The organism is Actinomyces polynesiensis, from assembly GCF_000820725.1.
Classification (GTDB): Bacteria; Actinomycetota; Actinomycetes; order Actinomycetales; family Actinomycetaceae; genus Pauljensenia; species Pauljensenia polynesiensis.
This window is the reverse complement of record NZ_CCXH01000210.1, coordinates 1-22837: the sequence shown is the minus strand read 5'-3', so window position 1 is coordinate 22837 and position 22837 is coordinate 1. Positions and strand designations below refer to the sequence as shown.

Annotated in this window: 16 protein-coding genes, 2 tRNA genes, 1 pseudogene and 1 riboswitch; of the genes and pseudogenes, 5 read left to right on the top strand and 14 right to left on the bottom strand. The window is 70.7% G+C overall.

What is annotated here, in order from left to right:
- Positions 1 to 605: 605 nt before the first annotated feature.
- The 5 genes from TA90_RS09100 to TA90_RS14630 form a co-directional block, all read right to left on the bottom strand.
- Positions 606 to 681 (bottom strand) — tRNA-Ala (locus TA90_RS09100).
- Between the two features lie 105 nt (positions 682 to 786).
- The gene (locus TA90_RS09095) at positions 787 to 1944 is read right to left on the bottom strand and encodes a hypothetical protein (RefSeq protein ID WP_043535889.1); all 1158 of its coding nucleotides are present in this window, start codon (positions 1942 to 1944) and stop codon (positions 787 to 789) included.
- A 208-nt stretch (positions 1945 to 2152) separates the two neighbouring features.
- Positions 2153 to 2827: a GNAT family N-acetyltransferase gene (locus TA90_RS09090; protein WP_043535886.1), complete on the bottom strand. Its 675-nt coding sequence runs from the start codon at positions 2825 to 2827 to the stop codon at positions 2153 to 2155.
- A gap of 13 nt (positions 2828 to 2840) precedes the next feature.
- Positions 2841 to 4052 (bottom strand): molybdopterin molybdotransferase MoeA, encoded by a 1212-nt coding sequence (locus TA90_RS09085; RefSeq protein ID WP_043535885.1) that lies wholly within the window; start codon positions 4050 to 4052, stop codon positions 2841 to 2843.
- 2 nt (positions 4053 to 4054) lie between these two features.
- Positions 4055 to 4204, bottom strand: coding sequence for a hypothetical protein (locus TA90_RS14630; protein WP_156135665.1), 150 nt, complete (start codon positions 4202 to 4204; stop codon positions 4055 to 4057).
- A 39-nt stretch (positions 4205 to 4243) separates the two neighbouring features.
- Here TA90_RS14630 and TA90_RS09080 point away from each other — a divergent pair, with 39 nt between their 5' ends.
- From TA90_RS09080 to mscL, 3 genes are all read left to right on the top strand, one after another.
- Positions 4244 to 4918, top strand: a complete 675-nt coding sequence (locus TA90_RS09080) for a 5-formyltetrahydrofolate cyclo-ligase (RefSeq protein WP_043535884.1) — start codon at positions 4244 to 4246, stop codon at positions 4916 to 4918.
- Positions 4919 to 5051: 133 nt separating this feature from the next.
- The gene (locus TA90_RS09075) at positions 5052 to 5714 is read left to right on the top strand and encodes a CpaB family protein (RefSeq protein ID WP_043535883.1); all 663 of its coding nucleotides are present in this window, start codon (positions 5052 to 5054) and stop codon (positions 5712 to 5714) included.
- A complete protein-coding gene (mscL, locus tag TA90_RS09070) occupies positions 5711 to 6121 on the top strand; it encodes a large conductance mechanosensitive channel protein MscL (protein WP_043535882.1) in 411 nt (136 codons plus the stop codon). The genes TA90_RS09075 and mscL overlap by 4 nt, the downstream gene beginning before the upstream one ends.
- A gap of 255 nt (positions 6122 to 6376) precedes the next feature.
- Here the strand turns inward: mscL and TA90_RS15890 are convergent, their stop codons facing one another.
- The 5 genes from TA90_RS15890 to TA90_RS09045 all read right to left on the bottom strand — a co-directional run bounded on the left by TA90_RS15890 (position 6377) and on the right by TA90_RS09045 (position 17120).
- Entirely contained in the window at positions 6377 to 10705 is a 4329-nt protein-coding gene (locus TA90_RS15890) for a prevent-host-death family protein (protein ID WP_156135664.1), read from the bottom strand.
- A gap of 168 nt (positions 10706 to 10873) precedes the next feature.
- Positions 10874 to 11413 (bottom strand): Dps family protein, encoded by a 540-nt coding sequence (locus TA90_RS09060; RefSeq protein ID WP_043535881.1) that lies wholly within the window; start codon positions 11411 to 11413, stop codon positions 10874 to 10876.
- A gap of 333 nt (positions 11414 to 11746) precedes the next feature.
- Positions 11747 to 14842, bottom strand: coding sequence for an N-6 DNA methylase (locus TA90_RS09055; protein ID WP_043535880.1), 3096 nt, complete (start codon positions 14840 to 14842; stop codon positions 11747 to 11749).
- 642 nt (positions 14843 to 15484) lie between these two features.
- On the bottom strand, positions 15485 to 16186 hold the full coding sequence (locus tag TA90_RS09050; RefSeq protein ID WP_043535879.1) for a hypothetical protein: 702 nt from the start codon (positions 16184 to 16186) through the stop codon (positions 15485 to 15487).
- A gap of 298 nt (positions 16187 to 16484) precedes the next feature.
- Positions 16485 to 17120, bottom strand: coding sequence for a hypothetical protein (locus tag TA90_RS09045; RefSeq protein WP_043535878.1), 636 nt, complete (start codon positions 17118 to 17120; stop codon positions 16485 to 16487).
- Positions 17121 to 17865: 745 nt separating this feature from the next.
- Here TA90_RS09045 and TA90_RS16040 point away from each other — a divergent pair.
- A pseudogene (locus tag TA90_RS16040) lies at positions 17866 to 18177 on the top strand (tyrosine-type recombinase/integrase); the annotation flags it as partial.
- A gap of 188 nt (positions 18178 to 18365) precedes the next feature.
- On the opposite strand, the gene TA90_RS09035 reads toward TA90_RS16040, so the two are convergent.
- From TA90_RS09035 to TA90_RS09020, 4 genes are all read right to left on the bottom strand, one after another.
- Positions 18366 to 18438, bottom strand: a tRNA-Arg gene (locus tag TA90_RS09035).
- A gap of 125 nt (positions 18439 to 18563) precedes the next feature.
- Positions 18564 to 19493 (bottom strand): universal stress protein, encoded by a 930-nt coding sequence (locus tag TA90_RS09030; RefSeq protein ID WP_043535877.1) that lies wholly within the window; start codon positions 19491 to 19493, stop codon positions 18564 to 18566.
- A gap of 115 nt (positions 19494 to 19608) precedes the next feature.
- Complete coding sequence (locus tag TA90_RS09025; RefSeq protein ID WP_043535876.1) at positions 19609 to 20385, bottom strand: C40 family peptidase; 777 nt, start codon at positions 20383 to 20385, stop codon at positions 19609 to 19611.
- 7 nt (positions 20386 to 20392) lie between these two features.
- Positions 20393 to 20528: riboswitch (cyclic di-AMP (ydaO/yuaA leader) on the bottom strand.
- 132 nt (positions 20529 to 20660) lie between these two features.
- Complete coding sequence (locus TA90_RS09020; protein WP_043535875.1) at positions 20661 to 21353, bottom strand: metal-dependent transcriptional regulator; 693 nt, start codon at positions 21351 to 21353, stop codon at positions 20661 to 20663.
- A gap of 236 nt (positions 21354 to 21589) precedes the next feature.
- On the opposite strand from TA90_RS09020, the gene serC reads away from it, so the two are divergent.
- A complete protein-coding gene (gene serC, locus TA90_RS09015; protein WP_043535887.1) occupies positions 21590 to 22723 on the top strand; it encodes a phosphoserine transaminase in 1134 nt (377 codons plus the stop codon).
- The last annotated feature ends 114 nt before the right edge of the window (positions 22724 to 22837 follow it).

Genomic DNA, 22837 nt, shown 5'->3' with positions numbered 1-22837 from the left:
AGTGATCAGCGCCCCTTCCGAGGCAGCCATGCAAGCTTACCGCAATATTCACCCGTGTCAAATCGGGGTGAATATCAACTGCTTGTCCAGGCTGTTTCCCCGGGCCTTTCGTTTCCGACCGGCCGGGGCAACGGATAGAAAGATTACGCAGGCTCCCACAGGCGGTCAAGCGGGGAGTGGGTGAGCCTCCTCACCAGCCCCTGACCTGCGCTCTCCGACGCGTTGTCAGCCAGTGGGAGTGGCTGTCGGCGAGCACGTCCACCGTGCGCACACCTCCGGGTCCCGGCGCGGCCGACCGGGTGCTCCCTTGCTGAGGTCCGCGGGCCCACGTCCGCTCACGTGCGGCGCCGGGGATCCTCCCGAGGACTCGTCGGTGGAGCTCTGGCCACGATGTGGCGCGTGGAGGCCTCGGACGGCTCCCTCCGGGGCCCACGGGACCCACTCTTCGCGCGCCGGCCGAGCAACGGCCCACGGGGAGGGACGAGGGGGCCGGGAGCAGAGATCTTCGATCGACTGGCACGACGGCTGATCCGCGTCACAGTTCGGCTCGGGGACGACTTCGGCCCCACCCTGAGTTCCCTCAGTGGTGGGGCCGACTGCCCGTTTGGTGGAGCTAGGGGGATTCGAACCCCCGACCTTCTCATTGCGAACGAGACGCGCTACCAACTGCGCCATAGCCCCAAGGCCCGGTCAGTTTAGCACCCGCTTCCGACGAGTGCATATTCCCTCGTCAAGCGCCGTTGCACCGGCAGCGGGAACCCTCGGGGGACAGGTGTCCCCGCCACCTCACTGGGCGGCGCGCCTGTTGTCGAGGACGGCATCCAGGTCGAACACCACCGGCTGCGAGGCCACCACGTCCTGGGTGGACCGGGCGGGCTCACTCGCACTCCCTGCCGCACGAGGTCGCGCCGGCACCGAGGCGGCCACAGCGGGGATCCCCCTCAGGTCGGTGTCGGCATGCACCTGGCGTCCCTCCACCCGGGTCCGTGCAGCGTAGGTGGGTTGCGGGACGGCGGTGACACTCCAGGTGCGCTCCCCCTGCGCCCCGGGCTCCCGCGGGACCTCTGTCCCCTCCCGCGCGGACTCCGTGGTCGCGTCGTTGGGTCTGCCCGTCATCTCGGGGGTCTGCACGGCACCGTCGTCGAGTTCCTCACCGGACTCACCCGGAGACGTCTCCTCCGCCACCTGCCCGGGTGTGTCGGCTCCGCCCGGTGATGCGGATCCGAGCCCAGTTCCCCGGGACGACTCGGAGGCCGCGCCCTCGTCGGCAGGTCCTCCCGCCGAGCCGGGAGCCGCACCTGCGCGCCCCTCCGGGCGCCCCGAGCGCGGTGGACGGGAGGTCCGGCCGCGCCCGTCGAGCCCTTCCCTGAGCTCCCGGAGGCGCGCGTCCTCACTGCGGCCGGCAGCCTCGGACCGGATGGCGGCCCATCTCGAGGCGCCGAGTGCGGCCGCCAGCAGGACGGCCGGGAGCGCCACCCACGCCCATCCGATCACCGAGAAGGCCGCGAGCGCGGCGACGGCCAGGGTTGCCAACGCCGTCAGGGCCGAGGCGAGGAAGCGACGCTGTCCGGCGGCCCGTTCATTGGCCAGGCGGGCAGCGCGACGCGCGCGCAGCTGGGCGATCTCGCGCACACGGGCATTCTCGCGGTGCGCGGCGCGCGCGCCCACGATGGGTCGGCGGCCGTCCTCAACGTGGGGCGACATGGTGCCTCCTGCTGTTCGGTGCCCGGATGCGGAGGCCGAGAGGCTCCGCTGAGGGGACCGGCACTGCTGGGTCGGTCCCACCGTCTCGCCGTTCTCCGTCCTCAACACCCTCATGCCCGGGGAGAAGCGGTCGAACTCCCTCGACTGGGTGATGGCGGTGCGTCTGGAGACCAGGTGTGGGAGCAGGAGAAGACACACGATCGCCACCGCAGCGGCGACGACCACCCCTCCATACTCCACGGTCCCCACGCTACGGTCACCGAAGGGTCCCGGTGCCCGGGGCCCCTCGCGTGTTGACGATTCGGGGACCGGAGATGCCCGCGCCGACCCCGACGACCGGCGCCCACCCGACGACCGGCCCGCTGCCCGCCGCGAGGCCGGGCTCCCACGGCCGGTGGACTCGGGACCCTCCGTGCGCCCCGGGGTGTGCGGCGCGACGGGTGTGGGGTCACACCGCGGCGTGGCCCCACACCCGGGCCACCAGCCCACCCTCGGGGAGCTGCTCGGCGTCGATCGCGAAGGCGACGTGGTCGGCCCACCGTCCGGCGATGTTCATGTAGCGCACCTTGAGACCCTCACGCCGCAGGCCCAACTTCCGGCACAGCCCCAACGAACGTCCGTTCTCCGGGCGGACGTTGACCTCGATGCGGTGCAGCCCCAGCTCTCCGATGACGAGGTCGATGAACATCGCGGTGCACAGGGAGCCCAGACCGCGGTGGGCGTACCCACCGGCCACCCAGTACCCGAGCGAGCCCTGGCACATGGCACCGCGCTGGACACCGGAGAGGGAGAAGAGTCCCGCGACCTCCCCGTCGAGCTCCGCCACCATCAGCAGTGCCTCGCCGCGCCTCTGCTGGCGGTCGATCCGTCGCCGGAATGTCGCGAGGTCCGGCAGGTCCTCCGTCGAGCCCGCGGGGAGGGTCGCCTCCCACGGTCCCAGCCATTTCCAGTCGCGCCGCCTCACCGCGTCGATGCGCTGGTGGTCGCGGCCCAGGGCGGGTCGCAGCACGAGCCTGCGCGGGGCCGCGCCCCCGGCGGGCCCCGGCCGCAGGAAGCCCTTCCCGACGGGGTCGTTCACGACCAGTGTCAGCTCCTGGACGGGTCTGCCCCACACGCGCGCCATCAGTGCCGTCCCATCAGTCCAGCACCATGCACCTCAGCGAGTCCCCGGCCCTGACGTTCGTGACGTCCTCGGGGACGATCGCCAGCGCATTCGACTCGGCCAGGGCGGACAGGAGCAGGGAGGCGGGCGCCCCCATCACCCTCGCCCGGTACCCGGAACCCGGATCACCACTGAGGCGCACCCGCACGAACTCCCGTCGGCCACGCGGGGAGTACCAGGACCGGTCCACGCTCGCCTGGATGCTCGGCCTGTTCAGCACCGTCCACCCCTGCATGTGCCTCAACGCGGGCCTCACGTAGACCTCGAAGCAGACCTGGGCGGACACCGGGTCACCGGGGAGGCAGAAGATGGGCGTCCCCTCACCGACCGTGCCCACCCCGAGGATGTGACCCGGCCAGGCGGCGACGTTGTCGAAGCGGACGGTGCCCAGGGAACCGAGCACCTCCCGCACCGTGTCCCCGGATCCGTAGGAGATGCCCCCGGTGGTGACGATGAGGTCGGCCCGGACGAGTTGGTCCTCGATGGTCTCACTGAGCACCAGGCGCTCGTCCGGCACCGCGGCGACCCTGAACGTCTGTGCCCCCGCGTCGGCGACGGCGGTGGACAGGGCATGTCCGTTGGCGTCGAAGACGGTACCCGGTCGCGCCTGGCGTCCCGGCTCCACGATCTCGTCCCCGATGGAGATGATCACCACGCGGGGCCTGGGGTGCACGACCACCCGCGATCGGCCCACACCGGCGAGGAGGGCGACCTGCCGGGCCCCCACACGGGTCCCACTGCGCAGGACCACGGCCCCGCGCTCCACGTCCTCGGCCCGCCGACGGATGTTCTCCCCCACCGCCGGTTGTGTCCTCACCACAACCCGGGCCATCCCGTGGTCGGTGAAGTCCAGCGCGATGACGGAGTCCGCACCGGTTGGGACCGGGGCACCGGAGGCGATGCGGATCGCGGAGCCCACTGCGAGGGCGGCGGGGTCGACGTCCCCCGCTCGGACCTCCTCGGTCACCGAGAGGGTCACCGGCGAGTCAGGCGCGGCACCGGCGAGGTCGGCGGAGCGCACGGCATACCCGTCACAGGCCGCGAGGTCGGCGACGGGCAGGTCGAAGGGCGCGCGGACGTCCTCGGCGAGCACGCAGGAGACGGCGTCCACGAGCTGCACGTCCAGGGGCGGCTGCTGGCCGACGGCGTTGAGGCAGTCCTGGTAGAAATCGGCGACGGACCGCACGCTCAGCCCCTGTCCTGCCGGTGGTGGTCGACCACGTCGAGGGTGCCCGCGTCGGGTGCGCGACGTCCGGTGACGACGTTCCCGGAGGACGTGTCGTGGGTGTGCGCCGTCGGGACGACTCGGTGCCGGACCAGCCCCGTGATGTCTGCCATGATGGCCACACTAGCCGAGGGCCGGGGATTGGATGGGTCATGGCGACACGGAAGGCACGGATCCGGGGCGCGGTGCGCGCCGCACGGGCGGACCGCCGACAGGGTGCCCGCCGGACGTCCACGGACTCGGGACACCTCGATCCCGCGGATCCCGACGGCATGCTGGCCGCCTGGAGGAGTCTCCTGCCCGAGCTGGGCCTGGCGTCTCCCTCCGGGGGACCCGCCGACCGCCTGCCGGCGCTGTTCGTCCCCACCGCACAGGAGCCGGACGTCCGCCCCATCGTCGACGCCGAGCCCCGCTCCCTCCTCCCCGTCCTCGTCACCCCGGCGGGCGTCCCCCTGCCGACCCCGGCGTGGGGGACCCACGAGGGCGGCTCAGGGGAGTTGACACACCCACACCCTCGGCGACCCGCCCAGCCGGCGGGCCCGGTCCTGCCCCCGCAGGCCCTCGCCGATGCCGCGATCGTGCTGGTCGCCGCGCTGGCCGTCGACCTGTCGGGAACGCGGTTGGGACAGGGGGGTGGCTGGTACGACCGGGCCCTCCTCCACCTCCGGCCCGGCACCCCCGTGGTCGCGGCAGTCTTCGACGAGGAGGTCCTGCCGGCGGAGTCCCTGCCCCGCGAACCCCATGACCGCCCCGTGGACGCCGTCATCACCCCTTCACGCACGATCCTCATCCACCCCGGGGGACCGGGCGGGACCGGGCGGCGCTGACAGCTGGCGGTGCGCACGGACGGGTGCGGACGGACCCGAAGCACCCTCCACAGGTCCGGTCGACCCGTGTGGCCCCTCCACAGCACGGCCGGGTCAACGGGAGTCCTGCCGCGCCCCGTGCTCGACTGGGTCGATGGACACCGACCGCCTCGCCCGCCTCCTCGCCCGCCTGCGTCCGGTCCTGTGCGCGCTGCTCCTGGCGGGTCTGGTGGTGTCGGTGCTCCTCGCCCTCCGCCCGCAGCCGGAGGGCCTCCCGGTCCTCGTCCTGCGTCACCGTGTGGTGGAGGGTGGGGCGCTCTCCCGGGCCGATGTCCGGGAGGTCCGTGTCCCGGAGGCGGCCGTCCCCGCCGACGCCCTCGACACCGACGCCATCCTTCCGGGGACCTGGCAGGGAGCGCCCCTCGATGAGGGCACCATCCTCACGGAGTCGAACGTGGACGGGTCTCCCGGGGGCCGCGTCCTCGGAGCCGGGGAGGCGCGCCTGAGCCTCGTCGTCCCCCTCCACCAAACCGCTGGTCTCGAGGCGGGTGACATCGTGGACATCTGGTCGGCCCCCCAGGTGTGTGACGGGTCGGGCTGCGTGGCATCTTTGCTGGCGCAGGAGGTACGCCTAACCTCGATGGTGGTCGACGATGATTCCTCGTGGGGGAATTCACCCACCGCGCGGGTGGGTCTCGTCCTCCGCGTGGTGGACACCGGCCGCGTCCTGGGCCACACCGGGGCGGGAACACTCAGCCTGGTGCTGCGCCCTCCGGGCGGGGCGCCTGTCACCCAACACAGAGGAGACTCCCCATGATCCAGGGCTTCAAGGACTTCATCTCCCGCGGCAGCGTCATCGACCTCGCCGTCGGCGTCATCATCGGTGGTGCCTTCACCGCCGTGATCACGGCGGTGGTCGACAAGTTCATCAACCCGTTGATCGGCGGCATCTTCGGCAAGCCGAACTTCGACTCCCTGCTGCAGTTCACCATCGGCACGGGGGACAACGCGGCAGTCGTCCAGCCCGGGGCGATCCTCACCGCCCTGGTCAACTTCCTGTTGGTGGCCATCGCCCTGTACTTCTTCATCGTCCTGCCCATGAACAAGCTGGCTGCGATGAACAAGACGAAGGTCGAGGAGGCCGAGCCGGAGCAGACCGAGGAGACCAAGCTCCTCGTCGAGATCCGCGACCTGCTCGCCAAGGAGATCCCCTCCGGGAAGTGAGTCCTCCGGCGTCCGCTCCAGGACGTCATGAGCCCAGTGGGCCCCGCACCTCCCGGTGCGGGGCCCACCTCCGTTCCAGGGGGGGTACCCGGAGGGCGGGCCGTCCCCCGGCCGGTCAGTGGCGCAGGAGTCGCCGCCTGGGGGCGGATCGGCCCGGCGGGGCCCGCCACCACTGGACTGCCGCCTCAGGCCCTCGGCTGCGAGTGCGGGGGGACGTTGTCCAGGAGGCGCCGGTCATTGGCCCCGTCGCCGCGGTCAGGATCGCGACCGTCCCCACCGCGCACCGTGAGGTCCTCCGTGTCGACCTTCTCCTCCCACGAGGGGGGGAGTCCACGCTCGATGAGGCGGCGGTCCATGTCCGAGACTCGCACGGCGCGTCGACTCCCCCGCCGTCGGCGCGGCGCCGTCACACTCCCGTCGCCCTCGGCGCGGTCCTGCCCGGACCCGTCGACCTCCGGGCCGGGCCGACCACTCCCGCGTCCACCCGGAACGCGACCACCCTCCGTCCCCGTCATGGCTGCGGGGAGGTCCGGCGGACGACGTTGCGCAGCACGGCGTCGGTCTGCACACCCCTGCGGGTGAGGCCAAGTGCCTCACGCAGTTCGTCCACCATCGTCTCCTCGTCACGCGTGACGCCGTCGGAGCGGACCCACTCGGCCAGTTCGTCGAGCTGGTCGTCGCCGTAGGCCGCCAGTGGCAGGCCCCGGGCGATCGCCGGTCGGGCGTCCGCTGGGTGGCGGCCCCCCGTCCTGTCCCTCCCGGTCGTCGCCCCGGGGAGCCCGGCGCCGCGCCGGGGCCGGTGAGCGTGTCGTGACGCTCCCGCAGGTCGTCGGTGACCGCGACCCGGGCGTCGAGCACCGGGTCGACCTCCGGCGGGTCGACGGCAGCATCCTCCGGTATCTCCACGACCTCGGCCTGAGGGCCGTTGATGCCGTCGACGGCGTCGAGGACCACCTGGACGATCTCCTCGGCCTCGTGCTGGGGATCGATGAACACCGCCATGGACAGCTCCGTGCGCACCTTCCACCCCTGTGCCTCCAGCAGGGCCGGCCACACGCGGTCGCGGACCCTCTGGGAGGGTTCGGCCACGTAGGTCTCGTCATCGGTGAGCACGGCCACCAGCAGACGACCGGGGACCTCGGGGTGACCGATGGCCAGTGGGATCCGCATCCCCCCGGGGATGCCCACGTTCGGCACTACCTCCAGACCCATGCCGTAGAGCCGGTCGGCGAGGTCGACGAGGAGCCGGTCGGGAGCGGCCTCCAGGGTCGGCCACTCGCCCGGCCCAGTCCCCGCCCCTCCCTCGGCGACGTCGAGGAGGTCCGCGAGCATGCGTGCCCCCTCGGCGGAGAGGCGGGAGCGGTCGAGTTCGGAGGCCCGGATGGAGGAGACCACGGTGAGGTCACCGCGCACCGCACGCAGCACGTCCGCCATGGCGGCGAGCCCCTGCTGTGTGGAGAACACGCCGAAGTCGTGGAGGACACGGCCGTGGGGGGTCTTGGCGTAGCCCACCGCCACCACCACGTGGTCACGTCCGAGCCCGCGGGCCCCTGCCGGGTCCGTCACCACGAAGGGCTCCGCCGCGTCGGGCCCGAAGAAGGAGGCCAGGCCCGGGGAGGCCTCGACCTCCCGGGACACCGCCTGGCGGATGCGCGTGGCGTGGAGCGGGTTCAGGGCGATGACGGCCAGCGACCGGTCGGGCTCCGTGAGCGCATGGTCCACCACCACGTCGACGACGGCCTGGACCTCTGCGGTGGAGGACTCCACGGCGGAGGCACCGGGGGCGGGCATGCCCGACCCCTCGGCCCACACGGCGCGCACGGTCGCGGAGGCGGTGGTCCAGGGCACGGGGACACCGGTCCCCTCCGCGCCGTGGGCGCTCAGCAGGCGGGCGACCTGGTCGTTGAGCTGGGCGGGCCTCACCTGGAGGCGCGTGGCGGGCAGGACCTCGGCGAGGGCGGCCGCCGCGCTCCCGGGCGCGGTGCGTGAGAGGTCGGAGACGACCACGACCTGGCGCGCGCGGGCGATGAGCGGCACGAGCTCAGCCAGCGGGAGGTCGTCGACGTCGTCGAGGACGAGCAGGTCGATGCGGTGCCCCTCGGGCACCAGCCTCGGTACGAGGGTGGGCACGGTGAGGACCACGGGCACCAGGTGTGAGACGAGCCCGTGGCGGGCGTAGAGCTCCGTCGCGGGGACGCCCGCCTGCAGGGCGGCCAGGAGGTCGCCCTGCTGCTCGGGACGGGTGGCCAGGGCCTGGCGGCGCAGACGGCGCAGGCGCTGGAGTGCCTGGGGGGTCAGGGAGGCGACCTGCTCCCGGTCGAGTTCGCGTCCCTCCTCGAGCATCCCCTCCAACCGCGTCGGGTCGAAACCACCCAGACGGGGCTCCGAGGCGAGCATGGTCCCGAGCACCGACGCCCACCAGGCGAGGTCGAGTTCGGCGTCGATGAGGCCGTCGGGCGTGTGGCGGGCCCGCAGGTCCGCGGCGAGGTCCTCCAGGCCGGCCTCGGAGAGGGCCTTGAGGACGGCCACCCGCTGGGGCAGCTCCCGGGCACCCTCGGGATCCGCGTCGAGACGGTCGATGAGGCGCGCCAGGTCGGTGACCGGCATGTGCGCCAGGTCCGGGTGCGCGGTGGAGAGCAACGGGGAGAGACGGTCGAGGTCGGCGCGGACCGAGGCGGCCAGGGCAGAGGCCTCGTCGAGGCGCTGGGGCAGGCGGGGCCAGCCGTCGGAGTCGCAGTGCTGGCGCCACACCTCCCGCTTCTCCTGGACGAGGAGGAGCTCGTGGTGGAGGTCCTCGACATGGCGACCGGGACGCACCAGGTCCTTCGCCTGCTTGACGAGCCGAGAACGCTGGGATCGCTTCATTGTGATCCCGTGTTCACGCCGCCAGCGCTTGGGGGCGGTCGCGATGACCATGTCGGCCGCGGAGCGCTCGAAGACGGCGGGGCGGAAGACGTCGAGGACGTCACGCACGCCCTCGAGCATGCGCAGCTGCTCCTCCCACTGGGCGAGCGTGGTCGCGGTGACGATCCCGGTCTCACCGGCGACGGCCCCCATGTGGACGCGCATCTCCGGCAGGGTCTCGGTGGCGAGACGCCTCACGCGCAGCAGCACGTCGGGGACCTGCTCGGCGGAGTTGATGACCACCCCCCGCCAGGCCATGTGCTCGGTGGTCCGGGAGAAGATCCCGAGTGCCCCGGCACGGTGCAGCAGGGTCCGGGCCCGTTCGCCCTGGTCGTGGGCGACGTCGATGAGGACGTCCTCGCGCAGACGGACGCGGGTACGGGGCGCGGGGTGCGCGCCGGTGAGGTCGGTGAGGACCTGGAGGGCGTCGTAGGCGGAGGCGCCGAATCGCTCGAACGGGCGGTGCAGGTAGGTCGTGTAGGAGGACAGCGCCTCGCGCACGCGCCTCAGCTGCGTGCGCATCTCGTCGACCTCGGTGGGGTCCACCACGTCGGAGGTGTCGGCCATGGCGTCGGCGAGGAGCGTGCGCAGTCCCTGTCCGTCCTCGGAGCCGCCGTCGACCCGCACCGCCATCTCGTCCAGGCCCAGGGCGCGCAGCCGCGCCGCGAGTCGTGAGGTGCGCGAGGGCGACCCCGCCACGTGCAGCGTGGAACGTCCGCGGGAGCCGGACTCGGCGAGCAGGGCGGCGAGGACGGGGGTGTCGTCGCCTCCGTCGGGGACGTCGATGACCAGGGAGCGTCCCGCGGTGACCGCCTCGACGACGTCGAGTTGGCGGGGTGTGAGGTCCCCGACCCCCGGCTCCTCCCAGGGATCGCGGTCGGCGGGGTTCGGGTCCGGCAGTGCGGTCCGCATCTCCGAACGCGCCTGCCCGTCACCGGCGAGAGCGCGCACCACCGGGCTGGACAGGAGGGTGTGGGGATGGTCGAGCTCCCGCAGCAGCACGGTGGCGGGATGCTCGAAGATGCCCAGGACGAGGTCGTCGCGGAGGTCGAACCGGTCCAGCGCCGAGCCGATCCCACGCAGGGTCGACAGGGCGCGGGACGGTGCGAACCCGTGCACGGTCCGCGCGTCGGCGAGCAGCGCGGGGACGTCGATGGAGACCCGTCGCGCGGCGAGGGCACTGGCCAGCCCCGGTCCGATCTCGGCGCCCGGACGCAGTGTCAGCAGGATGTCTCCCCCGGCGTCCTCCTCGAGGAGGACCGGGCGGAGCATCGCGGGCGAGGACACGCGGGCACCGTCCCGGTCCCACTGTGCGCGTCCGATGGCCAGGTGTACCGGGCCCACCCCGTGACGGGCGGTGAGCTCGCGGGAGTGCTGCAGGATCTCGCGGGCCACCTCCAGGGCACGGGCATGGGCGGCGGGCTCACGCACGAGGTTCGACAGCCGCGTGGTGTGCTCGGCGTAGAGCTGGGCGAGGCCCCCGGGGTGCGCCTGTGTGAGACCCAGGCGCGGGGTGCCCTCAGCCGCCTGGTCGGCCGTCGTCACGGCGCCCAGCTCGTCCCTCCACCGGGACACGGTTGCCTCCAGGGGCGCTGCTGCCGGGGGCACGGGTGCCCCGTCCCGGGGCTCGGGGCCGTCCGGGTCCGCCGTCTGGGATCGCGAGAAGAGACTGGGTGCCACGCTCCCACGGTAGTGTGCCCGGCCCGCACATCGGCGAGGCGTGCCGCGCGGCCCCCCAATCGGTCCGTCCCGTGCCCGAGCCGGGGCGTGACGAGGGGCCCGGGGACGTTGTCCCCGGGCCCCTGTGCCGTCACCGGACGTGCCCAGCACGCCGGAGGTGCGGTCGGTTCACTCGGCCGCGACGCGGTTCTCCGCGCTGACCATCCACGACAGCTTCTCGAAGTCGGAGATGATCTCGTGCAGGAGGTCAGCGGTGGTGGGGTCCTCGGAGTCGACGAGGTCGTGCACCTCGCGCACCGTGGCGACGGTGTGGTCGAGACGCTCGGTGATGAGGTCGATGGTGCGGTCCGTCTGGACCTCACCATTGGGGTACGGCGGCAGCGAGGTGGTCGCTGCCACGGTGGCGCTGCGCCCGTCGGGCACGGCGTGGAGTGCACGCAGCCGCTCCGCGATGACGTCTGCCTGCTCGCGGGCCTCCTCGACGATCTCGTCGAGCTGCAGGTGCAGGTCGCGGAAGTTCTTGCCCACCACGTTCCAGTGCGCCTGCTTGCCCTGCAGGTGCAGTTCCGTCAGATCGACGAGCACACGCTGCAGTGCGGTGATGAACGCGTCGGATGCGACGAAGCCGGACTCGGAGCCCTCCAGGCTCGTGCGGCGCGCACCGGCGTCGGCGGACGGTACGACGGTCTGTTCAATGATGTCGGTCATCCTTCTCCCTTGCCTTCCTGTCGGTCGTGGTCCGGGAGGGACCTCCCCCGGGGTCGCCCGGGGCTGACACCCCAACAGTAGGCCCGACCGCGGGCATTTTCCACGGGAAGCAGCGGGCTGGGCGGCACGGCCACCGTCGTCACGTCGGACGCCGCGCTCGACGCGCGGGAGGGTCGCCTGAGTGGCACCGACCCGTGCGGCACGGTCCTCGTGGGACATCCCCTCTGCCACACGGGCAACTCCCACGACCTCACCGAGTGTGCCCACTGCGCTCTCTCCTGCGTCTCCTCCGCGATGGTGACGTCCAGGCCGGTGAACTGGCGGGGCAGGTGCTCAGGCCGGATTCTGGGCAGGGAGGATTCGGTCGACGATGTCGTCGATCGTCACAGCGACACCGTCGTCGACGAGACCCCTCCTGATCAGCCTGCGTGCCGCCTGGAAGCTCCGTGAAGCCCCGATGTCGACCGATGCCGCGACCTGCTCAGCCCTCTCCACCGATGCCACGAGGTCATGGTGATCCCCGTCCGTCCCGTCGTACGCCGGGAATGCGATGTCGAAGATGTGCTTGTCGAAGTCCCGACCGCCGAACAGTCCCTGGTTCTGCAGGGGCTTGACACGGGCCAGCAGGGGCGAGGAGTTGAGAATGCCGACCAGGTAACGACCCTCTGCGAGTGATCGGACCGGGGCCCAGTAGAGCTTGTGGTCGATCACGACGACAGGGTCGTCGACAACGGCCGCCGCCAACGAGTTGCCGGACTTCGAGTAGACGACCCGCTGTGGAACGTCGAGTGGCAGCTGGGCACTCAACTGACCCGAGTAGTCAATGCGAAGACGCAACGGCTTCCTCTCCGTCCTCACACGGTGCGCCTCCCACTGCTCCTCGACGGTGGCCCACCACCGGGACATTCCGGTGTACTCGTCGATCTCGTCCTGCGGGGCCAGGGCCGAGGGGTCCTGCAGACCGATCGGGAGGACGGCCTCCAGCGGCTCCGTCATCCGGTAGGGGAGCAGGGTCTCCCCCAGATGGACGGGGTGGATGAAGGCGCGCTCGACAGTCCCCGTCAGGTCAGGCACGTCCTTCCACGGCTTCTTCTCCGTGGAGCTGCGCCGGGAACGGACACGGACACGTCCCGCACCTGACCCGAGTGGGCCGGCGTCCTCCTCGACCACGAAGAGCAGGGCCCGGGGATAGATGATCGCGCCGTTGCGGAACTTCCTCTTGTAGGGGGAGACCTCATGGGCCCCTCGCGGGTCGAGCACGCTGACGCGACTCGGCTCGCGGTCGAGCTCGGGCTCGAACTCGGACCAGGACAGTGCCGAGGACGAGGTGTGGGCGGTCCAGGCCTCGACCCGGGCGGGCATGCGCTCCGCGGGGCCGGACGTGACCTCACCCCGGATGACACACGAGACCATCGGGAAACCGGTGGCCGCAGCCGCGCCGGTGAGGTCCCACGCCCGGTCGAACCGGGCCCTGACCGGAAGGCCCCAGTCCCCCGAACGGAACCCGTCGTGCGGCTTGCGCGTCAGCGTCCCCTGCGGCATGACATAGGCGAAGCGCGCGCCCGGCGCCGCATAGAGTTCCAGTGCGCGTACGACGAAGAGGGTCGACAGGTCCCGTGCCGAGGCCCCGAGTGGTCCGGACAGCAGGTTCCGTGCACGCGCCAGGGTCCGGTAGCGCGCCTGCATGTCCGCCGTCATCTTGTTGAAGCGCAGCCACGGCGGGTTGCCCACCAGGACGTCCACCCGGTTCCCCGGTTGTGTCAGCCAGAGCGGACGGACCAGGTTCCGGACGTAGTAGCCCCAGATGTGGTCACGACCTGTCCGGTTCAGGGATCGCCAGGTGGCGAAGGTCTGGGTGAGGACGCTCCTCGCGTGGGAATCCGTGACCTTCGCACGCCGGAGAATGGGCTCGATGAGGGTCCGGTCCAATGTGTCCGACGTGTCCTGGGCACTGTCGGCCATGTCGGAGAGGAGGGCATCGAACCTGTCTGCCTCCACCGCCACCGACCGCGGGAAGACCAGGTCATCAGCGAACAGCGTGCCGCCCCCACCACTGACCAACTCATCCCCTGACGTCGACACCGTGAGCGTGTCGTCCCCGGTGAACAGGTCCTGGTGGTCCTCCCACTGCAGTGAGTCTCCCAGGAACACCGGCACGCCCAGCGGTCCGCGGTCCGCGGCGGTCAACCTCTCCGAGCCGATCGCCAACAGGTAGGTGACCCGTGCCAGGGTCACGGCGACCGGGTGGACGTCCATGCCCAGGACATGGGTGGTCAGACCCTCCAACGCCTGCCCATTGGAGATCCCTGCCTCGTCAGCCGCCCGGAGGTAGGCGTGCACCGCGTGGAAGACGAATGTGCCCGACCCGCAGGCCACATCCGCGCAGACCTGCCCCAGGGGGTCGGTGTCGACGTCCGCGATCATCGCCTCGGCCAACCAGTCCGGCGTGTAGTACTCACCCAGGGATTCCCGCGTGCTCTGGGAGATCACGGCCTCGTACAGGTGCTTGAGGACGTCGTGGTCGGGGCGGGACCAGTCGAAGCGTGACAGGCGCGTCGCCAGTGACCGGACGAACTGGTCACCGCCCTCGACGTCGGCCGGCCAGTCGAAGAAGTCCGACTCCACGACACCGCTGATCTGGGAGTCCCGGAACCTCGCACCCGACACCAGGTCCCTGGCCGAGAGTCCCCCCGTCCGGGAGATGTCGAAACCGATGACGGCATGGGCAATGATCTCACCGATGAGGACCAGCAGCGTGTGGTCGACGAACAGGTCCTGGTCGTCGTCGAAAGAACTGCCGAATGCCGTGCGCAGGAGCTTCGCCCACAGCTCCCGCTTGAGGCGTACCTCGGGGGAGGCCGAGCCCGCCGCGTAGAGCGCGTGCAGCGTCGCGTGGTCGGCCGCGTGGGCCGGGGAGTCCGCCCCGAGTGCCCGGACGATGGCCTCGGCCGACGGACGCACGTGCTCAATCGTGGCCAGGACCGTCCCCAACCAGTACCGCAGGCGCTCGGTGTCCGCAGCTGAGGAGATCACCAGTGGATCGCCTGCCGGAAGCACTCCGTCCCCGTCCGGGTCGGGGACGTAGAGCCGCCACTCGTGCCCGTCCGTCAGGACACCCAGGTACCGGGCTCCCTGCTCACTCGAGCGACGCTGGAGGTACCCGGCCAACTGGACCTCGGCATCCGCGCGAGTCGTCCCGCGCGAGAGGTCCTTCTTGACCTCGATGACGGTCGTCCCCGCCTCGATGTCGATCCTGCGCCGCGTCCCGTCCCCCACCTGGGACTCCATCGCGACATCCAACATCTGGTCGTCCGAGACGTCGAGACCGGCATGAAGGATGAACGACCGGATGTCCGCCTGCAACGTTGCCTCTGCCCTGACGGGGTCCCTGTGTGAGATGCGAGCGACGATGGACTCCGGAGTCTCCATGACACGACCCTACGTCTGCGATGCACGTCGCAGGTGGTGTTCTCGTGCGGGGACGCAGGGCACCTACACCACGCGGGGCGTGGGCCGACACCTGCGCGACGATCTCCCCGCGCACGGCTCCGGACTGCGGGCACCGGGGGCCGAAGATCTCGTCGGAGGTCAGGACGACGGGAGTCGTGAAGGTCCGACCTCGAGAACTCGGCACCTCACGGCTGGTTCCCCACCAGTGCCCCCGAGACGATTCGAACGTCCGACACCCGCTTTAGGAGATCTCCCGGGGCATCATTCGCATGAAACGACATTGACCGACGCACCCGAGACCGGTGTGATCGCGCCGATTCCGAGAGTTCAGCACGTTCGATCGACAACGATTAGACCGACCACGGTGAGGCAGAACTGAGGAAGACCACGGGCGTGCGGGTTCACGGACGAGCCGAGGAGGCGGAGCCCTCAGAGGAGGATTGAGGACGTCGCGGAGTCACGTCACATGGTGTACGCCGGGCGTATCTCATCCGGCCCACAGGCTCGACGAGGGCGAGAAGGGGGTCGGTGCTACCGACACCCTCGGAGGAGCACAGTGCGTCGGCTGTGCCGACGGGGTCTTCGAGCATGCAGATCTCGCTCAGGGAAGGTCGGTCTGGACTACTCGTCGAGCTCGTCGGTGGTACCGGTTCGCCTGGCGTAGTACCTGGCCACGAATCTGCTGGCGCCCTTCAAAGCCACGAGGGAGTCATCAACGTGCTTGAGGTGGTCACGGATGGACTTGAGGAGGCCATGGTCATCCTCGGAGGTGCTGGAGAGCGTCTCCATGCCCAGAGTCTTCCAGTCGAGGACGAACTCGTCGCCATAATCGTGCCCGGAGCCGTCGTCATAGCTGATCCGCACCGTGAACCGGTCCGCGACATCGACCTCCTTCTCATGGTCACCGTAGAAGGTGCCGATCCAGTAGAGGTTCGTCCAGGTCTGGCCTGGGATGAAGACAGGGATGGGATCTGCGTAACGGGTCTGGATCGCGTTGATCGTGGACCGGTAGTGCTCGTTCAGCACGTGGGCCCGATCGATCGGGGGGTCGAGGGTGACCTGAACGTTCCGCGCAACGGTTCGTCCCAAGTTAGAGATGACGAGAAAGCCGCGGCGCTGCAGGTAGGGGCGAAGTTGAAGCTCGGCGACCATCATCGGTCTGTTTGCTTCTCGACTGTCCCGTTCCTGCTGCTCGTAGTTTCGCTTCGACGCTCGGAGAGTCGAAATGCCCACCCACAGAGTGAAGATCGCAGCAGCGGCGGCGACTCCGGTGATGGCGACCATCGCCCGGTCTGCCGTCCACCACTGCAGGAACTCGCTCACATGGCAACGATACGGCCGTATCGCTCGTCAGCCGGAGTCCAGTCTGGATTGCATGGGGTGGAAGACCGCCCCGTCGCGCTGCTGGAGCAGGTTTCTCCCTTCCGACGACTCAGAAGTTTCCCCCACCGGTTATCGAGTGGACGGATCCCGCCGTTCTCGACCTACCCCCGGTCCTGAAATGGCCGAGGGAGAGGACTGGGTCACGCTGGTGGTAGGCCGGACTCGGGTCGTCGCTGGATTCTCTGACGACCTTGGCGCGGGAGCCTGAAGAGAGGGCGGCCCGAGCTCTTGGTGTGGGTTAGGCCCGCCCTTCGTCTGTGTTCGCCCGCGGTCGAACGAGCACCGCGTATCGCTGGTCCTCGAGCAAGGTGTTGACCTCGTCGATGGTGTTGAGGTGGAGTCCTCCCATCAGCAAGGAGATCCAGTTGGTCATCCCGGGTTCTTCCTTGTTCACGTAGTAGGTTCCGTCAGCGGCCCAGTTCTCCCCGGCTGCGAAGCACACCGAGTAGTCGGCTCCCCGGGGAGTCCGCCAAGTGATCCCTGGCCGACCGTGTCCCGGAGGCCTTCCCGGGTGGGCGCCAGGTCGAACTGCGTCAATCAGAATGATCCTGGTCGATGCGAAGTCGTCGAGCTCGTGCCATGCTGGCTCGGCTGCGCGCCACGCCTCGACCGCGCCGACATCACCGCGATCGATGACCTGCGCCCGCCTCGAGCCCAGATGCTCCGTGGGCGCCGTCGTTGTGTCTGCGGATCGACAGGTCGAGCAGATGGTCACGAGCCTGATCGTCTGTGAGGCTGGAGTAGCCACCTTCGGCACCGGCACGGCTGCGTCGACGACCTCGATCAGTTCGAGGGCCCGCGTGATCTTTGCTGGCACTTCGAACCCGAGCTGCTCGATCCGCGTCTTGAACCGATAGATGTTGGTCCAGTTCATCGCTGCGCTCCCTTTGTCGCGCGGACCGCGGCCCGCTTCTCGATGAGGCCCGCGAGCGCGAGAGGTTCTGGTCAGCTCGCTACGACGAAAAGGGGTGAGATGTTGGGAGTGTCATTCAGATCCCGTCGGGGAAGTGGCGGGCCCGATATCAAGATGCGGCGAAGGGCCAGTACACGAAGGTGTTCCGACGGAAGGTCGACGCGCAGCGGTGGCTCGATGAGGCGTCGGCAGGCATGGTGTGGGGGCTGGATCGACCCGCAGCGGTCCAGGGCCGCGGTGGGCGACGTCACAGTCGTGTTTGTCAAGTCCCCGGACTGGAAGGACGGGACCACGGCGCGCAACCGGGGTGTGCTCACATGTGCTCCCCCGGTGGGGCACCGTGAAGCTCGAGCATGTCGCGCACGATGACGTCCAGGTGTGCGTGAACGATCGGACCCGGTCTTGCCTGGCGCCGAACACGGTCCGCGGGGTCGAGGGGGTGCTCTCTGCGATCCTGTCGGCTGCCGTTCGTTCCCGGCGCCTGGCGTCGAGTCTGGGCGAGGGTGTCGGTCTGCGGGCGCCGGCGGCGAAGCGGCGTCGGTACCTGAGTGATGTCCAGGTGGAGGACCTGTCAGAAGCAGCCGGAGAGGCCCACCAGCTCCTCGTCGACGTTCTGGCGTACACGGGGTTGCGGATCCGTTAGATCGCGGCGCTGCAGGTGCGTGACGTCCACCTCAAGCGTCGACGCCTGCGGGTCGAGTAGTCCGTGACCGAGGTCGACGGGCGCGCGGTGTTCTCCCAACCGAAGGACTATGAACGGCGCACGGTGCCCTACCCGTCGTTCCTCGACGAGCTCATGGTGCCGGCGGTGACTGGCCGGGATCCCGCTGTGTTCCTGTTCCCCTCCCCCAAGGGCGAGGTCCTGCGCTACCGCAACATGCACCGGGCATGGTGGGACGGGGTCGCCGAGGACGTGGGACTGGCCGGCCTCACGCCTCACGAGCTGCGCCACACGGCTGCGAGCCTGGCTGTACGGTCAGGAGCGTCCGTCCTGGTGCCGCAACGGATGCTTGGACACGCGAGCCCTCGATCACCCTGGACGTCTACTCGGACCTGTTCGACGACGACCTGGACGCCTTGCCGGACAAGATCACGACGGCCCGGACGGCGACTCTCCCGGCGGCCGCCTCGGAGAGTGAGACAGGTCGAGGGTCGGGGCGACGATGACCCGAGGATGAAACCTCCCCTGACCTGCGCGTTTGCTTGTGCCCCCGAGACGATTCGAACGTCCGACACCCGCTTTAGGAGAGCGGTGCTCTATCCCCTGAGCTACGAGGGCCCGTCGGCGCGCCGGCGAGGGCGCTCCGAGGCATGGGACAGCCTACACCGACAGCAGGAGGGGTCGGGGACGACTTCCGGGCCCTCCCCGACCCCTCCCACGATGCCGCCGGCGCGGCCGACCCGTCAGCGACGCTCCCAGCGCGACGCCGGGTCGGGCGCCTTGTCGCGGTGACGCGAGGGCACGACCAGGACCGGGCACGTCGAGTGCGCGATGACCGTCTGGGAGGTCGACCCGAGCAGAAGGCCCGCGAAGCCGCCGCGCCCGCGTGTGCCCACCACCACGAGGTCGACGGCCGTGGAGAACTCGACGAGCAGGTTGGCGGGCGACCCGTCCAGGGCGTGACGGGCGACGTCCAGGTCACGACCGTCGACGGCACTGGCGACGGCCTTGTTGAGGCCCTCGCGGACATCGCGCAGCAGGGAGTCCCGGTCCACCGATGCGGGCAGCCAGGACATCATCCCGCCACCCGAGGCGATGGGGACCGCGGAGACGGCCGTCAGCTTCGCGCCCCAGACGATCGCCTCGTCGACTGCGAGGTGGAGTGCGGAGGAGGCGACGTCGGAACCGTCCACGCCGACGACGATCCGCTCCACCGGGGTGAAGTCCTTGCCGGAGGTGTGCCTGGGGACGATGACCACCGGGCACTTCGAGTGCGCGGGCAGCGCCGAGGAGACGGTCCCGAGGAGCCGGTCCGCGAACCCGCCCCCACCCCGGGACCCGATGACGAGGAGATCCACCTCCCGTGACATCTCGACCAGGACCGCCGCGGGATCCCCCGGCTCGATGGAGCCGGAGACCCGGACGTCACCACGTTCCTTCGCCGCCGCCACCGCCTCGTCAACCACCTGTTGGGCGCCCCGACGCAGGGCCTCGTCGTCGAGGACCGCGTACCCGCCGTCCAGGGCGGCGGCGGAGTAGGAGGCGAGTGCGTAGGTGCAGATGACGTGGATCCGAGCCTGGGTGCGCAGCGCACGGTCCGCGGCCCATCTGACCGCGGCGAGGCTCTCCGCCGAACCGTCCGCGCCCACCAGGATCACTTCTGTGGAGCCCATGATGCCCTCCTTGTGTCGGGTGTCACCTCCATTGTGCCCCGACGGGCGTCATCGCGTGCACGAAAGGGCGGGGCCGGGTCCCGTGGGACCCGGCCCCGCCGGAAGAGGTGTCCGGTCAGTACCGGACGTACACCGGGTTGCCCCACACCGCGCGGACACTGGTGACGGTGCCCGGCTTGGAGGAGTCCACCATCATGCCGTTGCCGATGTAGATGCCGACGTGGTAGCCCCAGGAGACGATGTCTCCGGGCTGCGCGGCGGCCGCGGAGACGATCGTCCCGCCGGCCTGCTGGGCGTAGGAGGTGCGCGGCAGCGAAATGCCCGCCTGCGCGTAGACCATCTGCACGAATCCGGAGCAGTCCGCGCCTGACCAGCTCGAGCCACCGTAGACGTAGGGGATGCCGAGCATGCCCTGCGCGATGGCGGCGATCGAGGATCCCGCGCCGCTCGCGGCGACGGCGGCGACCTCGGTGCGGGTCTCACTGCGGGAGGCGACCTGGGTGGTGTCCGTGGCCGCGGCCTCGGTGGTCGTCGTGGCGGCAGTCGCCTCGGGGGCCGTCGCGGTGGCCTCCTCGACGGGCTCCGGCTCAGGCGCGGGAGCCTCCGCGGTGGCGGTGACCTCGTCGGTGGCCGTCCACGCGATGTCGGGGACCGTGACGGTGGTCGCCAGGGCGGAGACCTTGGCCGTCGGCGCCTGCTGGGCGGAGTCCGCCAGCGCGACAGGAGCGGCGTTCGCCGCTGCCGACACCGCAGCCGTCAGGGCCAGACCGGTGACGGAGACGACGGCGGTCCCCCGCATGGGGTTCAGTGAGATGGAGGAAAGGGTGTCGGTGACGGGAGCGAGCGGGCGGCGTGCCTTGCGGTGCCGCGGCGCGGTCTTGACGGTGGTCACGAGTGGTGCGTTCTCCTTGTTCAACCTGCGAGGTCAGCTGTCGGATTCGGGCAGGAGAGCCCGGTCCGGTCTCCCGGACTTCACCCCGAGGCCCTTGCGGGCCGATTGGTGGTTCCCCCGTGCCGGACTGGTGATGTGCCACGTTCGTCACCGCCCGGCTTCGGTTCATGACGTGTGGTCGGCTGCGTCGCAACCGGGACTCACACTAGCCTGCTGCCGACCCGGATGTCACGTATTCATAACGGCCCGGTGGACAGCGGGTGACGACCACCCCATCAGTGGACGTCGTCGAGGAAGAGGTGGGGCGCCAAAGACGCAGGCAGAGCGAGGGTCCGGGCCTCCCCGGCCCCTGCGCCCACAGCCTCCGCAGTGACGAGCACCACACCGTTCCCGGGCCGCACGGCCACGCGTGTCCCGGGACGTATACCGAGCTCCTCGAAGTCCCGGAGGAGCTCGGTGTCGGCCTGGATCGGCTCACCGATGCGCCGCACCACTCCGGAGACGCCCTCGTCGCCCCGCGTGCGGATGGCCAGCTCGACGGAGGTCCCCCCGAGTGCCCCACCGCCACCGGGCACCGGGTTCCCGTACGGGTCGAGGCTCGGGTCGTGGAGCAGGTCCACGAGGCGTTCCTCGACCTGGTCGGACATGACGTGCTCCCAGCGACAGGCCTCCTCGTGGACCTCGGCCCAGTCCAGGCCGACGACGTCGAGGAGGAGCCTCTCTGCGAGGCGGTGCTTGCGCATCACCTCCACCGCCCGGGCCTGGCCCTCCTCCGTGAGCTCGAGGCGCCGGTCACCGAGCACGTGCAGCAGTCCGTCGCGCTCCATCCGGGCCACGGTCTGGGAGACGGTGGGTCCCGAGTGACCGAGTCTCTCGACGATGCGAGCCCGCAACGGGGTCACATCGTCCTCGCCGAGCTCGTAGACGGTCTTGAGGTACATCTCCGTGGTGTCGATGAGGTCGCCCATCCGGTCCCGTCCTCTCCGCGCAGTTGCGCCTTGTGGTGGCCGTCTCCAAGGATATGGTCACCCCGGTGCACCTGGCCTCCCGGAGCCACGCCGGGACGTCCCCGCAGCCCCTTCCACCGCCTCCTGCGTCCCCCGGACACGGCCCCCGCATGGGGGCGTCCCACGGCCCGGACCGCTCTCCCCCGCTCCGCGGACCACCCTCCCGACCCCCGTGCGCGCGGGCTACATTGCCCTCCATGACCTCCGAACTGCCCACCGTCCCGCTCGAACTGCGCCCCGCCGACGGTCGCTTCGGGTGCGGCCCCTCGCGGATCCGTGCCGACCAGCTCGATGCCCTGGGCACCCCCCTGCTGATGGGCACCTCGCACCGACAGGCACCCGTCAGGTCGGTCGTCCACTCCGTCCGCGAGGGTCTGACGCAGCTCTTCGACCTTCCCGACGGGTGGGAGGTCGTGCTCGGCAACGGGGGGACCACGACCTTCTGGGCCGTGGCCACCGCGTGCCTCGTCGAACGGCGCTCAGCGCACGCCTCCTTCGGCGAATTCGGGCACAAATTCGTCACGGAAACCTCGGCGGCACCGTTCCTGGAGACCCCCGCAGTGGTCGAGGCCGCGGCCGGTGAGGTCGCGATCCTGACGGGGGACGAGGGCGGCGACGGCCTCTCCGCACCCGATGTCTTCGCCTACCCGCACCACGAGACCTCCACCGGGGCGATCTCCCCGGTGCGCCGCATCGGCCACGGGGATGCCCTCACCCTCGTCGACGCGACCTCCGTGGCGGGGGGCGCCCTCGTCGACGTCTCCGCCACGGACGCCTACTACTTCGCCCCGCAGAAGTGCTTCGGGTCGGACGGGGGGCTCTGGGTCGCCCTGCTCTCCCCCGCCGCCCAGGAGCGCGCCAGGCGCCTCCACGCGGCCACGGACCGGTGGGTCCCCCAGATCCTCGACCTCGCCGTCGCGATGGACAACTCCTCGAAGGACCAGACGCTGAACACCCCCGCCGTGGCCACGCTGGTGCTCATGGAGCGCCAGATCGCCTGGATGCTCGCAGGGGGCGGGCTGGAGGCCATGGCCCGACGGTCACGCGCCGCCTCCGACCTCATCTACGACTGGGCGGAGGCCAGCGACGTCGCCGCGCCCTTCGTGACGAACCCGCAGTGGCGCTCACCCGTCGTCGCCACCGTCGACTTCTCCGAGCAGGTCGACGCGGCACGCCTGGCCGCCGCACTGCGGGCCAGCGGGATCGTCGACGTCGAGCCCTACCGCAAGCTGGGCCGCAACCAACTGCGCATCGCGACCTTCCCCTCGACCCACACCTCGGACGTCGAGGCACTGCTCGCCTCCGTCGACTGGCTCCTGCCCCGTCTCTGAGCGGCGGTCGCTCCCCACGGAGCCCCCCCACACCCGGGGCACTCCCCGGCCCCCGACGGTGTCCGACGCACACGGACACGGCCCGGGCCCTCCGCTCCGACCCCTGCCAGGGGT

What these genes read in the sequence shown, in the direction of transcription:
- TA90_RS09090 (WP_043535886.1), bottom strand. Translation starts at nt 2,827, where the DNA reads ATGGCGCGCGTGTGGGGCAGACCCGTCCAGGAGCTGACACTGGTCGTG.
- TA90_RS14630 (WP_156135665.1), bottom strand. Translation starts at nt 4,204, where the DNA reads ATGGCAGACATCACGGGGCTGGTCCGGCACCGAGTCGTCCCGACGGCG.
- TA90_RS09080 (WP_043535884.1), top strand. Translation starts at nt 4,244, where the DNA reads ATGGCGACACGGAAGGCACGGATCCGGGGCGCGGTGCGCGCCGCACGG.
- TA90_RS09075 (WP_043535883.1), top strand. Translation starts at nt 5,052, where the DNA reads ATGGACACCGACCGCCTCGCCCGCCTCCTCGCCCGCCTGCGTCCGGTC.
- mscL (WP_043535882.1), top strand. Translation starts at nt 5,711, where the DNA reads ATGATCCAGGGCTTCAAGGACTTCATCTCCCGCGGCAGCGTCATCGAC.
- TA90_RS09060 (WP_043535881.1), bottom strand. Translation starts at nt 11,413, where the DNA reads ATGACCGACATCATTGAACAGACCGTCGTACCGTCCGCCGACGCCGGT.
- TA90_RS09055 (WP_043535880.1), bottom strand. Translation starts at nt 14,842, where the DNA reads ATGGAGACTCCGGAGTCCATCGTCGCTCGCATCTCACACAGGGACCCC.
- TA90_RS09045 (WP_043535878.1), bottom strand. Translation starts at nt 17,120, where the DNA reads ATGAACTGGACCAACATCTATCGGTTCAAGACGCGGATCGAGCAGCTC.
- TA90_RS09030 (WP_043535877.1), bottom strand. Translation starts at nt 19,493, where the DNA reads ATGGGCTCCACAGAAGTGATCCTGGTGGGCGCGGACGGTTCGGCGGAG.
- TA90_RS09020 (WP_043535875.1), bottom strand. Translation starts at nt 21,353, where the DNA reads ATGGGCGACCTCATCGACACCACGGAGATGTACCTCAAGACCGTCTAC.
- serC (WP_043535887.1), top strand. Translation starts at nt 21,590, where the DNA reads ATGACCTCCGAACTGCCCACCGTCCCGCTCGAACTGCGCCCCGCCGAC.